Origin of the sequence: Mycobacterium sp. SMC-18, from assembly GCF_045310895.1 — a bacterium.
In the GTDB taxonomy this organism is placed as follows: Bacteria; Actinomycetota; Actinomycetes; order Mycobacteriales; family Mycobacteriaceae; genus Mycobacterium.
The window spans coordinates 113,990-128,201 of sequence record NZ_JBJIAL010000005.1; the positions used below are offsets into that span (position 1 = coordinate 113,990).

Annotated in this window: 12 protein-coding genes and 2 pseudogenes; 9 read left to right on the forward strand and 5 right to left on the reverse strand. The window is 66.5% G+C overall.

Features of this window, described 5'->3' with window-relative positions:
• Positions 1 to 12: 12 nt before the first annotated feature.
• The gene (locus ACJH6J_RS06385; protein WP_406784557.1) at positions 13 to 465 is read left to right on the forward strand and encodes an ATP-binding protein; all 453 of its coding nucleotides are present in this window, start codon (positions 13 to 15) and stop codon (positions 463 to 465) included.
• On the opposite strand, the gene ACJH6J_RS06390 is transcribed toward ACJH6J_RS06385, so the two are convergent.
• The 3 genes and pseudogenes from ACJH6J_RS06390 to ACJH6J_RS06400 all read right to left on the reverse strand — a co-directional run.
• Positions 462 to 794, reverse strand: coding sequence for an STAS domain-containing protein (locus ACJH6J_RS06390; protein WP_406803702.1), 333 nt, complete (start codon positions 792 to 794; stop codon positions 462 to 464). The genes ACJH6J_RS06385 and ACJH6J_RS06390 overlap by 4 nt on opposite strands.
• Entirely contained in the window at positions 794 to 3,259 is a 2,466-nt protein-coding gene (locus tag ACJH6J_RS06395; RefSeq protein ID WP_406803738.1) for a SpoIIE family protein phosphatase, read from the reverse strand. The genes ACJH6J_RS06390 and ACJH6J_RS06395 overlap by 1 nt, the downstream gene beginning before the upstream one ends.
• Positions 3,260 to 3,517: 258 nt before the next feature.
• Positions 3,518 to 3,607: pseudogene (locus tag ACJH6J_RS06400) on the reverse strand (TetR family transcriptional regulator); the annotation flags it as partial.
• A gap of 263 nt (positions 3,608 to 3,870) precedes the next feature.
• Between ACJH6J_RS06400 and ACJH6J_RS06405 the strand changes: the two are divergent.
• Positions 3,871 to 5,112, forward strand: a complete 1,242-nt coding sequence (locus ACJH6J_RS06405; RefSeq protein WP_406803703.1) for a CaiB/BaiF CoA transferase family protein — start codon at positions 3,871 to 3,873, stop codon at positions 5,110 to 5,112.
• Positions 5,113 to 5,248: 136 nt separating this feature from the next.
• Here the strand turns inward: ACJH6J_RS06405 and ipdF are convergent, their stop codons facing one another.
• Both ipdF and ipdE1 read right to left on the reverse strand, forming a co-directional pair.
• The gene (ipdF, locus tag ACJH6J_RS06410; RefSeq protein WP_138250845.1) at positions 5,249 to 6,037 is read right to left on the reverse strand and encodes a (5R,7aS)-5-hydroxy-7a-methyl-1-oxo-2,3,5,6,7,7a-hexahydro-1H-indene-carboxyl-CoA reductase; all 789 of its coding nucleotides are present in this window, start codon (positions 6,035 to 6,037) and stop codon (positions 5,249 to 5,251) included.
• On the reverse strand, positions 6,037 to 7,185 hold the full coding sequence (gene ipdE1, locus ACJH6J_RS06415; RefSeq protein ID WP_406803704.1) for an acyl-CoA dehydrogenase IpdE1: 1,149 nt from the start codon (positions 7,183 to 7,185) through the stop codon (positions 6,037 to 6,039). Before ipdE1 ends, ipdF begins: the two co-directional genes overlap by 1 nt.
• Positions 7,186 to 7,275: 90 nt before the next feature.
• Here ipdE1 and ACJH6J_RS06420 point away from each other — a divergent pair.
• From ACJH6J_RS06420 to ACJH6J_RS06450, 7 genes and pseudogenes are all read left to right on the forward strand, one after another.
• Positions 7,276 to 7,395: pseudogene (locus ACJH6J_RS06420) on the forward strand (hypothetical protein); the annotation flags it as partial.
• Positions 7,396 to 8,520: an acyl-CoA dehydrogenase family protein gene (locus ACJH6J_RS06425; RefSeq protein ID WP_406803705.1), complete on the forward strand. Its 1,125-nt coding sequence runs from the start codon at positions 7,396 to 7,398 to the stop codon at positions 8,518 to 8,520.
• Between the two features lie 12 nt (positions 8,521 to 8,532).
• A complete protein-coding gene (locus ACJH6J_RS06430) occupies positions 8,533 to 9,507 on the forward strand; it encodes an acyl-CoA dehydrogenase family protein (RefSeq protein WP_406803706.1) in 975 nt (324 codons plus the stop codon).
• Positions 9,508 to 9,509: 2 nt separating this feature from the next.
• On the forward strand, positions 9,510 to 10,448 hold the full coding sequence (locus ACJH6J_RS06435; protein WP_406803707.1) for an acyl-CoA dehydrogenase family protein: 939 nt from the start codon (positions 9,510 to 9,512) through the stop codon (positions 10,446 to 10,448).
• A 9-nt stretch (positions 10,449 to 10,457) separates the two neighbouring features.
• A complete protein-coding gene (locus ACJH6J_RS06440; protein ID WP_406803708.1) occupies positions 10,458 to 11,633 on the forward strand; it encodes a pyridoxal phosphate-dependent aminotransferase in 1,176 nt (391 codons plus the stop codon).
• A gap of 60 nt (positions 11,634 to 11,693) precedes the next feature.
• A complete protein-coding gene (locus ACJH6J_RS06445; RefSeq protein ID WP_406801619.1) occupies positions 11,694 to 12,500 on the forward strand; it encodes an Abi-alpha family protein in 807 nt (268 codons plus the stop codon).
• Between the two features lie 521 nt (positions 12,501 to 13,021).
• Positions 13,022 to 14,185, forward strand: a complete 1,164-nt coding sequence (locus ACJH6J_RS06450) for an IS30 family transposase (protein WP_226522072.1) — start codon at positions 13,022 to 13,024, stop codon at positions 14,183 to 14,185.
• Positions 14,186 to 14,212: the final 27 nt, after the last annotated feature.

Here is a 14,212-nt window from a genome sequence, read left to right on the forward strand (position 1 = left end):
AGCCTTGCGCCAGTGGGTACTGACCAGTCCGACATGATCGACGCACAGCAGCCGGCGACCAGCTTCGCCAAGACCGGTATCGGCGCGGACCCCGCCAACGCCGCGCTGCTCCGCGACGAATTCGCAGCCTGGCTGGCCCGTACCTTCGACCTGGACCCGACCAAGAGGAACGACATCCTCCTGGCCGTCTACGAGGCGATGGCCAATGCGGCTGAGTCCGCGTACAGCGGCGCTCCCGCGCCCGGGGCCATGCACGTTCACGCCGGCTACGACCCCGCCCTGGCGACGCTGACCGTCGAGGTGAGCGACGACGGCGCCTGGCGGGCTCCTGATCCACAGCTGCGCGGCGCGGCCCACGGGCGCGGCATTCCCCTGATTCATGCGCTCACCGACCGCGCCGAGATCACGGCCACCCCGACCGGAACCCGGGTGCTCCTGCTTTGGCACCTCGAGGCACCGGGTTAGTCCCGTGCGGACTCCGTCGCCGACGACGCGGGCTCGACCGAAATCAGTTCGGTGAGGCCACTGACCCGGAACACGCCCATCAGATGGGGGTGGGCGATGATCTCGATGCGGTCGGCGCGGGTGAACAACGCGGATATGGCCGTGCTGTCCAGGTACTGCACGGCGCTGAGGTCGACGGTCAACCGCTGACCGCCGTCGCAGTCCGCGATGGCGGCCGTGAGACCGTCGTCGAACGCCTCGACATTGCTCATGTCGATTTCTCCGGCAACAGCCAGAACGGATGTCCCGTCATTGCTGCGTGTGCTGTTCAGCGTGAGCGACGTGGCCATCAAGTGATCCTCATGGTCAGGTGCACTGTCGTTCCGGCAGTGTCGCGGGTGATGACAAGGTCGTCCATGAGCTCGCGCATGAGTGCGATGCCCCGACCGCGATTGGTGCCTACCGCAGCCGGCGCGGACTTCCACCGTCCGCTGTCGGCGACGGCGACCTGAACCTGATCGGCCGATGCCGTTGCGGACAGTCGAATCGTGCCGTCGGTACTGCGGCAATACCCGTGCTCGATGCCGTTGGTGATGGCTTCCCCGGCAGCGACGAGCACGTTCATGGCCTGCTGGGCGTCTATGCCGGCTCGAGAGAGCCAGTCGCGCAAGGTGGTACGGGCTTCGGCCAGATGGGCAGCATCGGCCGGGAACTCCAGTTCCAGTGCGGCCGGCTGGCGGTAGAGCAGGAGAACGACGTCATCCTGATAACCGTCGGGCGGCGCGAGGTTGGCCATCACGTGGTCTGCCAAATCGTCCAGCGTGGACCCTTGGGCGTCGCGAATGAGGCCACCGACAGTGCAAATCCCGTGCTCCAAAGGGTGATTGCGACGTTCGACCAGCCCATCGGTGTAGAACGCCAGGGTGGCCCGCGCCGGCACAGTGATCGTCGCTTCGGGACGCTGCCAGTTGTGCCGGAGCCCGAGCGCGATGGTGTGGCCGCCATCGAGTGTTCGCTGCGCACCGTCGGGCTCGATCAACACGGGCGGCGGATGCCCGGCACTGGAATAGACCAACTCCCCGGTATCCGGGTTGAGCACCGCGCACACCGCTGTCGTGCACTGGGCACCGGGCAGTCGAGCCGCGAAGCGGTCCAGGCCCGCCAACGCGACAGCGGGGCTGGGATTCTCGAACAGCAGTGCGCGGCAGGCACTGCGAATCTGTCCCATCACCGTGGCGGCGGCCAAACCATGACCGACACAGTCACCCACCACCATCGCAATGCGTCCGTCATCGAGCCGGAAGACGTCGTACCAATCACCGCCCACTTGCAGCGGCCGGCTGGCCGCCTGATAGCGGACCGCGAAACCCTTTGGCAGATCAGCGGGTCCGAGAATGGCATGCTGCAGCGCCAACGCCGTTTCGCGTTGTTGATCGACTCGATGCACGCGCTGCAAACCTTGGCCCAGACGCCCCGCACGCACCGTCAACAGGGTCTGGTCCTCGAGCGTGAACGGTCGCTCTTCACTGAGCTCGATCCAGACGACAAGCACCCCGTCGGGGTGCTGCAACGCGATACCTGCCGAACCCGGCAGCGCAGCGTTCGGCGTCAAGAAATCTCCGTCGCGCAGTGACACGAGAATCTGACGGGTTTCAGTTGGCAGGTCTGACCACCGGGTGGAGTCACCGGCCGCCAAGATGTGCGGCTCACCGTAGGCGGTCCCCGCCGACGAACTGTAAGTCGGGAAAGTCACCGTCAGCACCCGACGTGCCCGCCACAGCCGACGCAGTTCCTCCGCCGCGGCAAGCAGCGCTCCGTCGACGGTGTCCGCTTGCGCCAACTCTCGGTTGAGCGCGTGCTCGCGACCGGCGGCCAGCGCCAGGGCGATTGCCGCGTGGCGGGCAAAGTCGTTGACCAGATCCAGGTAAACCTCGTCGAATGCCGGCTGGTGCGGTCGGCGTGCCACCGCGATCACTCCGAGCACCGCATCATCGGCGATCAGCGGCATGACGATCGCCGACCGTTCACCGACATCGGTGAACCCCTCGATCGGATACTGGAATGAGTCAGAGATCAGCGGCAGCCCCCGACGCGCAACACTGCCTGTCGTAGAGCCGTCCATCGGGACCTGCCGGCCGATCACCTCCGACGAGTACCGCCCCGCCGTAGCGGCGACGACCAGGGTGTCGGCGCCGCTGGTGGTGAGATCGGATTCGTTCGGCACCAGCAGGATCGCCTGCTCGGCGTCGGCCAGCTCGAGTGCGCGGTTCACGATGAGCTGCAGCGGCCTCGTCTGCGGATTACCGGACAGCAGCGCGGCGGTGATCTCGCGACTGGCTTTCATCCATTTGGCGGATTCACGTTCCCGCTCGAAAAGCCTGGCGTTGTCGATAGCGGCTGCCGCGGCCATCGCCAGCGCGCGGACGGCCGCCTCCTGGGACGGCGCGAACACCCGGTCAGGCCGGTCGTCGATCAGGTACAGGCTGCCGAAATCGCTGTCCCGAACGCGGATCGGCAATCCCAACAGTGCGTGCATCGGCGGGTCGTGCGCCGGCAACCGAGCAGCCAGCGGATGGGCTTGCAGATCGTCGATACGCAGACCCTCACCGACAGGTAGCTCGGCCAGCTCGCGCGCCGTGTCAGCGTCGATGCCCGCACCGACGAAAACGCCCAGGGTTCCGTCGGCGGCACGGGTCCCGAGTGCCCCGTATTTCGCTTCGGTGAGTTCCAAGGCGGCGCTGACGATCCGCCGCAGTGTCACATCCAGATCCAGGTCGGAGCCCACGTCCACGATGAGCCGCACCAGTTGCTCCATGCGGTCCCGGGCGGCCACCAGTTCGTCGAGCTCGGCGTGGACGCGGCCCACAAGCTCGCGCCAACCTTCTCCGCTGAACGCCGCTTCGTCCTTACCGACCACGAGTATCAAGATATCGGTACCGCGGCGCCGGCAATCCACTTCGGCCCGTCGGCGCGGTTGTGCGGCTGTGCCCAACGTGAGCTTGTGTGCAAAGAATCGGCGATTTTTCGCACACAAGCTCACGTTCGGCGGCCCGTTAGTAGCGAGAAGACCAGGGACAGTGGTTGCCTTCAGCCCACGCTCAGCGAACATCGCCGCGGCGAGCTGAAGTAGCTCGTCGCGCCTGCTCGCGGGTTGACTGGCGATGGAGACGCCATCTCGACAGCATGGAAACCAAGCGCTTGCTAGGGTAGGTCGGGCCGGTGTTGACTTGGCCACTACGTACACAAAGATCGAGTGCTCACAGGGGTCGCGCACGTTGAGGCGATCGCGGCCCTGAGAGCGGGCGAGGTCACACGCGCGGTTCTCGACCGCGACCGATAGATGGGATGCGTAAAGCGTCGGGCGCTTCGATTCGAGCCCTATGCTTGCGCGCAGCACGACTCGAAATGGATGAGTAGCAGGAGATCATGAGCACGACACAGCGTGCCCTGGAGGGTATCCGGGTCATCGACATGACCCGCGTCTTCGCCGGCCCGATCAGCGCGCAGATACTGGGCGACCTCGGCGCTGACGTCATCAAGGTGGAGCGACCGGGCAGCGGTGACGAAGGGCGCGGTTACGGTCTTGCCTCGGTCGAGGGCAAGGATGGCAAGGACCTTCGCCAGTCCGGCTTCTTCACCGCGTCGAACCGCAACAAGCGGTCGATCACGGTCAACCACTCCAAGCCGGAGGGGCAGGACATCCTGCGTGCCCTGGTCAAGACCGCGGACATCCTGATCGAGAATTACAAGGTCGGCGACCTCAAGCGGTTCGGGCTGGACTACGAGAGCCTGAAGGCGATCAATCCCCGCCTCATCTATTGCTCGATCACCGGCTTTGGCCAGACCGGGCCGATGGCGGCGCGCGCGGGCTACGACGGGTTGTTCCAGGCGAGCGGCGGCATGATGGCCGTGACCGGTATCCCCGAAGGCCAACCCGGCGCCGGTCCGGTGAAAGCCGGTCCCAGCCTGGTCGACTTCGTGACCGGCCACAACAGCGCCATCGCGATCCTCGCCGCGCTGAACCATCGCAACAACACCGGCGAGGGCCAGCACATCGACATGGCGCTGCTCGACAGTTCCGTGGCGATGATCTGCCACATCATGCAGGACTATCTGATCAGCGGCGTCCAGGCGGAGCGTCTGGGCAATGGTGGCAACGGCGGCGGACCCGCCGACCTCATCCATGCGCGCGACGGCATGACGTACATTACGGCCGGCAGCGACGCCCACTGGCGGCGCATGGCGGAGTTGATGGGCCGGCCCGAGCTCTACGCCGACCCGCGCTTCGACACCAACGCCAAGCGGGCCAAGATCAATCGCGCGGAGTTGATCGACATCATCAACGTGTGGAGCCGGCAGTTCACGACGGAGGAGCTTCAGGCGAAGTTCGACAGCGTGGGCATCCCGGCCGCGCGCTATAACGATCTAGCAGAGGTCTGGGATGATCCGCAGGTGCAGCATCGGGGCCTGCGCGCCACGACTCCGCACATGTGGGCCGCCGCCGGATCGGTCGACCTGATCGGCAGCCCGCTGGCGGGCATGGGCGCGACGCCTGCGACGATCCGCCTCGCGCCGCCGCTGATCGGCGAGCACACCGCGGAGGTACTGGGCGAACTGGGCTATGACGCGGCGCGGATCGCGAGCTTGCAGGAGCAGGAGATCATCTGATCGAGAGGGTCCGCCACCAGGTCAGGCTCGCGAGATCGCGATCCAGCCACACATGAAAATGCCCGCCTAGTTGCGACAGAGTTGTCGCAACTAGGCGGGCAAATACATATATCCGAACCTCGCGGCCGGATGAAAACTACGCCCGCTGGCTCGACACCGAAATGATCTCACCGGTCAGGTAACTGGAGTAGTCACTGGCCAAATACGCGATGGTGGTGGCGATTTCCCACGGCTCGGCGGCACGGCCGAATGCCTCGTCGGAGGACAGCCGGTCCAGCAGCGCGGCATCGGCCGACTTCTCCAGGAACTTGTGCCGCGCAATGCTCGGGGACACCGCGTTGATCCGCACCCCGTACTCGACGGCTTCGATTGCGCTGCAACGGGTCAGGGCCATCACCCCGGCCTTGGCAGCGGCGTAGTGCGACTGCGAGTGCTGGGCGCGCCAGCCCAGGACACTAGCGTTGTTGACGATCACACCACCGTGCTCAGCACCGCGGAAGTACCGCAGCGCTGCCCGGGTCGCGCGCATCACCGAGTTCAGCGTGACGTTCAGGACGCGGTCCCACTCGTCGTCGGTCATGTCGACCAGCGGTGTCTCGCCACCGAGGCCGGCGTTGTTGACCAATACGTCCAGGCGGCCCATCTTCTCGACGGCCGCGGTGATCAGGGCGTCGACGGCCTCGGTCGAGGTCACGTCGCAGACGACGGCCTCGACCTTGCCCAGGCCGAGTGCGGCCAGCTGGTCACGCGTTTCGTTGAGGCGACGCTCGTGGTAGTCGGACACCACGACGTCGGCGCCTTCCAACAGCGCCCGACGGGCGGTGGACGAGCCGATGCCGGTGCCGGCGGCTGCCGTCACGAGGACGACCTTGCCCTTCAGCAGGCCGTGGCCTTCAACCTCGGTGGGTGCAACTGAAAGATCCATCAGCCCTTGGCCTCTCGGGGTAGGCCGAGCACCCGCTCGGCGATGATGTTGCGCTGAATTTCGTTGGAGCCGCCGTAGATGGTGTCCGAACGGGAGAACAGGTACAGGCGCTGCCACTCGTCGAACTCGCCGCCGGGCAGCGTCAGGCCGGCCATGCCCTGCACGTCCATGGCGATCTCACCGAGCTCGCGATGCCAGTTGGCCCACAACAGCTTTGACACGTTGTCCTGGCCCGGCTGCTCGACGTCCATGGTCGCCATCGCGTAGGACCGCATGGCCTGCAGGCCGGTCCAGGACTCGGTCAGCTTGGTGCGGATCAGCGGATCCTCGATGGCGCCCGTGCGCTTGGCCACGTCGATCAGGCCCTCAAGCTCACGCTTATAACGGATCTGCTGGCCCAGCGTCGAAACACCACGCTCGAAGGTGAGGGTGGCCATCGCCACGCCCCAGCCCTGCCCGGGCTCACCGACCACCAGCGACGCGTCGGTACGGGCGTCGTCGAAGAACACCTCGTTGAACTCGGAGTCACCGGTCAGCTGAACGATCGGACGGATCTCGACGCCCGGCTGGTCCAGCGGCACCAACAGATACGACAGGCCGTGGTGGCGCTTGGAGCCCTTCTCGGAGCGGGCCACCACGAAGCACCACTGCGCCCAGTGCGCCAGTGAGGTCCACACCTTCTGGCCGTTGATCACCCATTCGTCGCCGACCAGTTCAGCCGACGTCGAGACGTTGGCCAGGTCGCTACCGGCGCCGGGCTCGGAGTAACCCTGGGCCCACAGCTCGGTGACATTGAGGATGTTCGGCAGGAAGCGCTTCTTCTGCTCCTCAGTGCCGTACGCGATGAGCGTCGGCCCCAGCAGTTCCTCACCGAGGTGATTGACCTTGTCCGGGGCGTCCGCCTTGGCGTACTCCTCGTAGAAGGCGACGCGGTGCGCGACTGACAGTCCCCGACCGCCGTGCTCGTCCGGCCAGCCCAGGCAGGTCAGCCCTGCCGCGGCCAGGTGCTGGTTCCACGCGCGTCGTTCTTCGTATGCCTCATGCTCGCGGCCGGGGCCGCCAAGACCTTTGAGAGCTGCGAATTCGCCGACGAGATTGTCTGCGAGCCATTGTCGGACCTCAGCCCGGAACGTCTGGACCTCTATCACCCTTGTAGGCTAACCTACCAAGCACTTGCTTTGTTAGAGGGAGTTCCAATGAGTGGGTCCGACGGCACCCAGCAGCCCGGTCGGCAGACCTACACCAAGGAACATTTGGCTGACTTCAAGACGCCGCGGTCGGTGGCGTTCCTCGAGACGCTGCCACGCAACCCTGGGGGCAAAGTGGTCAAGCCCGAATTGCGAAAGATGAATCAGTAAATGGATCTGACATTCGACGACGAAACCGAGGAATTCCGGGCCGAGGTCCGCGACTTCCTGTCGGCCAACAGGGACAAGTTCCCCACCAAGTCCTACGACACCCTCGAGGGCTTCGAGCAGCACCGGGTCTGGGACAAGGTGCTTTTCGACGCCGGCCTGTCGGTCATCGCATGGCCCAAGGAGTACGGCGGCCGCGACGCCACCATGCTGCAGTGGGTGGTGTACGAGGAGGAGTACTTCAAAGCCGGCGCCCCCGGCCGAGCCTCCGCCAACGGCACCGCGATGCTCGCGCCGACGCTGTTCGCACACGGCACCAAAGAGCAGCTGCAGCGCGTGCTGCCGAAAATGGCCTCCGGCGAAGAGATCTGGGCCCAGGCCTGGTCCGAGCCCGAATCCGGTAGCGACCTGGCCTCCCTGCGCTCGACCGCGACCAAGGTCGACGGCGGCTGGAAGCTCAACGGCCAGAAGATCTGGAGTTCGCGCGCCCCGTTCGGTGAGCGCGGCTTCGGCCTGTTCCGCTCCGACCCGGAAGCCCAGCGGCACAAGGGTCTGACGTACTTCATGTTCGACCTCAAGGCCGAGGGCATCACCGTCCGCCCCATCGCCCAATTGGGCGGCGAGACCGGTTTCGGTGAAATCTTCCTCGACGACGTGTTCGTCCCCGATGAGGACGTCATCGGTCAGGTGCACAACGGCTGGACCGCGGCCATGAGCACGTCGAGCAACGAGCGCGGCATGTCGCTGCGCAGCCCGGCCCGCTTCGTCGCCCCGGCCGAACGCCTTGTCGCGCAATGGAAGGCCGACCAGAACCCGGCCTACGCCGAGCGCGTCGCCGATGCCTGGATCAAGGCCCAGGCCTACCGCCTGCACACCTTCGGCACCGTGACGCGGCTGGCCAACGGTGGCGAACTGGGCGCCGAGTCCTCGGTGACCAAGGTGTTCTGGTCCGATCTCGACGTCGCCCTGCACCAGACCGCACTGGACCTGCGCGGCCCCGACGCCGAACTGTACGACCACTGGACCGAAGGATTGCTGTTCGCCCTGGGCGGGCCGATCTACGCCGGTACCAACGAAATTCAGCGCAACATCATCGCCGAGCGCCTGCTGGGCCTGCCCCGCAAATAAGAGAGATCAGACGTGTTCTTTGAATTGGACGAATCGCAGCGCGATTTCGCTGCGAGCATCGACGCCGCGCTGGGCGCGGCAGACGTGCCCGCCGCCGTTCGGGCGTGGGGCGGAGTCGAGAAGGCAGCCGACGCTGCCCCCGGCCGCAAGGTGTGGTCGACGCTGGCCGACCTCGGCGTCACCGCACTGAACGTGCCGGAAGAGTTCGACGGTATCGGCGCGCATCCGGTGGATCTGGTTGTCGCCCTTGAGCGTCTGGGCTACTGGGCCGTGCCCGGTCCCGTCACCGAATCCATCGCGGTGGCCCCGGTGCTGCTGGCGGCAGACAAGCGTTCGGAAGGCCTGGCCTCCGGTGAGCTCATCGCCACCGTCGCCCTGCCGCCGCTGGCCCCGCGGGCCGTCGACGCCGACACCGCCGGGCTGATCCTGCTGGCCTCAGAAGGGCAAGGCGGGCAAGTGCAGGACGCCACGATTGGGACTCAGCACCAGTCCGTCGACCCGGCGCGGCACCTGTTCGACGTGACTGCCACCGGCGAGGCCCAATCGGCCGACACCGCAAAGGCTTTCGAGTTCGGGGCGCTGGCCACCGCGGCACAGCTGGTCGGCGCGGGCCAGGCGATGCTCGACACGGCCGTCGAGTACGCCAAGCAGCGCACCCAGTTCGGCACCGTGATCGGTTCCTACCAGGCCATCAAGCACAAGCTTGCCGACGTGCACATCGCCGTCGAACTGGCCCGCCCGCTGCTCTACGGTGCGGCCCTGGCCCTGGCCGACGGCTCGCCCACGCTGGCCCGCGACGTCAGCGCCGCCAAGGTGGCCGCCAACGAGGCCGCGCTGCTGGCCGCGCGCTCGTCGCTGCAGACGCACGGCGCTATCGGTTTCACGCAGGAGCACGACCTGTCCCTGCTGCTGCTGCGTACCCAGGCGCTGCGCTCGGCGTGGGGCGACTCGACGTGGCACCGGACCCGCGTACTGGAAGGGCTGTGATTGTGAGCGAAGAACGGGAGATGCTGCGCGCCACCGTCGCAGCGCTGGTCGAGAAGCACGCGAGCCCCGAGGCCGTCCGGGCTGCCATCGAGTCCGAGAAGGGCTACGACGAGAAGCTCTGGCGGATGTTGTGCGAGCAGGTCGGCGCCGCGGCGCTGGTCGTGCCCGAGGAGCTCGGCGGCGCCGGCGGCGAGCTCGGTGACGCCGCCGTCGTTCTCGAGGAGCTGGCCAAGAACCTGGTCCCGACGCCACTGCTCGGCACCACGCTGGCCGAACTGGCGCTGCTTGCCGCCGATGAGGAAGAGCCGCTGCAAGGCCTGGCCGAGGGAACATCCATCGGCACAGTGGTTTTCGACGCCGGCTACGTCATCAACGGCGACGTCGCCGACGTGGTCATCGCCGCGCAGGACGGCCAGCTGACCCGCTGGACCGACAACACCGTCACGCCGGCGACCGCGATGGACCCGACCCGTCGGCTCGCCGCAGTGGCCCCAGGTAGCACCACCACCCTCGGCGCCGACCCGGGCCTGGCGGACACCGCCGCCATCCTGATGGCCGTCGAGCAGGTCGCCGCCGCAAGCCGCTGCCTGGACCTGACCGTGGCCTACTCCAAGGACCGCGTGCAGTTCGGCCGCCCGATCGGCAGCTTCCAGGCGCTCAAGCACCGGATGTCGGACCTGTACGTCAAGGTTTCGGCCGCCCGCTCGATCGTCAACGACGCCCTCGCCGACCCGACCCCCACGAATGCGTCGCTGGCCCGCTACATGGCCACCGAGGCGTTCAATGCCGTTGCCGGCGAGGCGATCCAGATGCACGGCGGCATCGCGATCACCTGGGAAAGCGATATCCAGTTCTACTTCAAGCGCGCGCACGGCAGTGCGCAGCTGCTCGGGTCGTCGCGGGAGCACCTGCGTCGCCTCGAGGCTGACGTTCTGGCCTAACGTCGAGGTATGACCAATCCGGTAGCGCTGCGCGCGGGCATCCCACCGTTCTATGTGATGGACGTGTGGCTGGCCGCGGCCGAGCGCCAGCGCAGCCACGGCGACCTGGTGAACCTGTCGGCGGGGCAACCCGCCGCACAGGCACCGGCGCCCATCCGGGCCGCCGCCGCCGAGGCGCTGGCCAACGACAACCTCGGGTACACCGTCGCACTCGGTATTCCCGAGCTGCGAGAAGCCATCGCCAAGTCGTACCTCGACCGGTACGGCGTCGAGGTGGAACCGGACGCCGTCGTCATCACCACCGGATCCACCGGCGGATTCCTGCTGGCGTTCCTCTCGTGCTTCGACATCGGCGATCGCGTCGCGGTGGCGAGCCCGGGCTACCCCTGCTACCGCAACATCCTGTCGGCGCTCGGTTGCGAGGTCGTCGAGATACCGTGCGGACCCGAAACCCGTTTCCACCCGACCATTTCCATGTTGGAGCAGCTGGACCCACCGGTGAAGGGTCTGATCATCGCCAGCCCCAACAACCCGACGGGCACCGTGCTGCCGGCCGAGGATCTGGCCGCCATCGCCACCTGGTGCGACGACAACTCCTTACAGCTCATCAGCGACGAGCTGTACCACGGGCTCATCTACGACGACGCGCCCGCGACCAGCTGCGCCTGGGAGACCTCGCGCAACGCCATTGTGGTGAACAGCTTTTCGAAGTACTTCGCCATGACCGGCTGGCGGTTGGGCTGGCTGCTGGTGCCTGAGCCGCTGCGCCGGGCCGTCGACTGCCTGACCGGCAACTTCTCCATCTGCCCTCCCACACTCCCCCAGTACGCGGCCGTCGCGGCGTTCACGCCGGAGGCGATCGCCGAAGCCGACTCCCTCGTCCACCACTACGCCGAGAACCGCGCGCTGCTACTCGCCGGGCTGGCCGACGTGGGGCTCGACAAGTTGGCACCCGCCGACGGCGCGTTCTACGTCTACGCCGATATTTCGGCGTACTCGACGGACTCCCTGACCTTCTGCGAGAAGCTGCTGGCCGACACCGGCCTGGCGATCGCGCCGGGCGTGGATTTCGACACTCAGCACGGCGGATCGTTCGTTCGGTTGTCGTTCGCCGGGCCGAAGTCCGACATCGAAGAAGCGCTGCGCCGGCTGGGTCCCTGGCTTGCCGCATACCGGCAGGGGTAGCTGTCGCGTTTGCCACACAAGGGGCGAGAACAATCGGCAGGCCGGTACCATCGGTCCGCAATGTCCCAGGAAACCGACAACCCAGAACCGGAAGTTACCGACGACTTACCGGTGAACCGCGAGGGCCTCGAACGGCACGGCATCAAGCTGTCCACGCCCATCGGTGAGATCGCCATCGCGATCTCGACGCCGCGCGGTGGTTTGGCGATCCCGAAGCGATTCGATCCGCTCGGCCTGGCCAACCGCGCCCTCGGCGTCGCGAAGTTCGGTTTCAAGCTTGCCGCCTGGGGTGGCGAGCAGATTGCGATCGCGACCAAGACCACCGTCGAGGCCATCGAGATGGCCCCCGAACGCACGCCGGCACCCGCCCCGCAGAAACAGCCCGCCAAGGAGTCCCTGCACGGCAAGCTCGGCGGCCTGCTGGACCGCGCCATCGACCAGAGCACTGCCGACGGGAAGACCGAGCTCTATCACCGGCTGCTCGATCAGCTGGTTGCCGACGAGGCCCGCATCATCGGCGCGCTGTCCGACAACGAGTCGTCGCCGCTGGTGAACATCTACCCGCGGAACCGCAGCGTCGCGACGCTGGAGAACGCGTGCCTGATCGGCCGCACCGCCAACGTCGCGCTGCCGCAGATGGTGCCGCAGTACGTCAGCCACCTGCTGGCGCTCGGGCTGGTCGAGACCGTTCCCGAGGACCCCGAGCTGAAGGCCGACTACGAGATTCTCAGCGCGGAGTCGATGGTGTTGAAGGCCATCAAGGACGCCTCGCGGGGCCCCTTCCCCGCGCGCGTCGAGAAGCTTGCGCTGCGGCTGTCGGAGCTGGGCCGCGGGCTGTGGGAAGCCGCGATGCAGGACGAGTCGTAGTCGACCTTTCCCGTCGGCCACATGTTGATCGTGCGCCCTGGGTCTTCGCTTCTCGCACTTTGCATGCGCCCGCGCACGGTCAACGCCCACAAGGCATTTGCTTGTCAAGTGCCCAGCACATTCACGCACACGAATGTGCAGTCAGAGCGGCGCAACCGCGGATCCGACGATCTGTACGCACACTCGCGAAGTCGCTGAATCAGGGTTCAGCGCGAGTGTGCGTACAGCGCGTCTCAGCCACGGCAGATTCAAGGGGTCGTCACAACACCTGATTTGAGAGGTGTTGTTCGATGCATCCGAGGCGTTGGAGTCATTTGGGTAGTTATGGTGTTCCGCAGTCGGTGCGAGATGCTTTCGATGCGGCGTTGAGGTCGGGGCTGTCACCGACGGCGGCTGGAACCGTGGCAGGGGTGAGTGGTGCGACGGGTCGGCGATGGGCCAAAGAAGCTGGGTATCAAACCGATCCGCGGCATTGCGGCACGCGGTATTCGGGTGCGGTGAAAGCGTCGTTCTGGCAGGAGATGCATGCCGGTGCCACTGTGGCCGACGCCGCAGTGGTCGCGGGCGTGTCAGAGAACCAGGGCCGGCGGTGGGTCGCTCAGGCTGGATTCGTGCCGAAAACCCCCGCTCCTACCGATGATCCGTCATGCGCCGTGGTTGAACTCGATCCCGGGGTCTCGCGGGGGCCGTTGTCGTTTATCGAGCGGTGGCGCCTCGAGCAGTTGCTGACCGCCGGCGCGACCGTCACCGAGGCCGCAGCGGCTCTGGGGCGGTCCCGGACCACGATCCACCAGGAACGCAAACGTGGAGCCACCACCAGCGGATATCGGGCCTGGGTGGCTCAGGAGGTGGCCACCACCAACGCCAAGCGACCCAAGGCTCGCAAGTTGGAGTCCAACCCTGCCCTGCTGGAGCAGGTCGTGGCACGCTTAGAAAAGCACGACAGCCCGGCGCAGATCGCGGGCCGACTGCGCCTTGATTTTCCCGACGATCCGGAGATGTGGGTGTCCCACGAAACGATCTACCAAGCGCTGTATGTACAGCCGCGCGGTGAGCTGGCCCGCATCGTCAAAGAAGCCCTGCGCACGGGCCGGGTTCGACGGAAACCGCAGGGCCGCAACGAAACCGGAAGCAAAATCAAAGACATGGTCAGCATCAGCGACCGCCCGAAAGAGGCTGATGATCGGGCGGTCCCGGGGCATTGGGAAGGGGACCTGATCCTGGGCAGCACCGCATCAGGTTCGGCGATCGGCACCCTGGTGGAGCGCACCACCGGGTTCGTGGTGCTGCTGCACCTGCCGGGCGATCACACCGCCGCGACGTTGGCCGCCGCGATGAGCGCCAAAATCCCGGAGATTCCCGAGATCCTGCGCCGCTCGCTGACCTGGGACCAAGGTAGCGAGATGGCCAAGCACGCCGACATCACCAAAGCCCTCGGCCTGCCGATCTACTTCTGCGATCCGCACAGCCCCTGGCAGCGCGGCACCAACGAGAACACCAACGGTCTTCTGCGCCAGTACTTTCCTAAAGGGACCGACCTGTCGTTCTACGGACCCGGATGGCTCGACCAGGTCGCCGCTGAACTCAACGCCCGACCCCGTAAACGCCACGGTTGGCGCACCCCGGCCGAGGAACTCGACCGGCTACTGTCAGACCCGTCCACATTTGTTGCGGCGACCGCTTGAATCTGCCCACGGATATGACGATCTGTA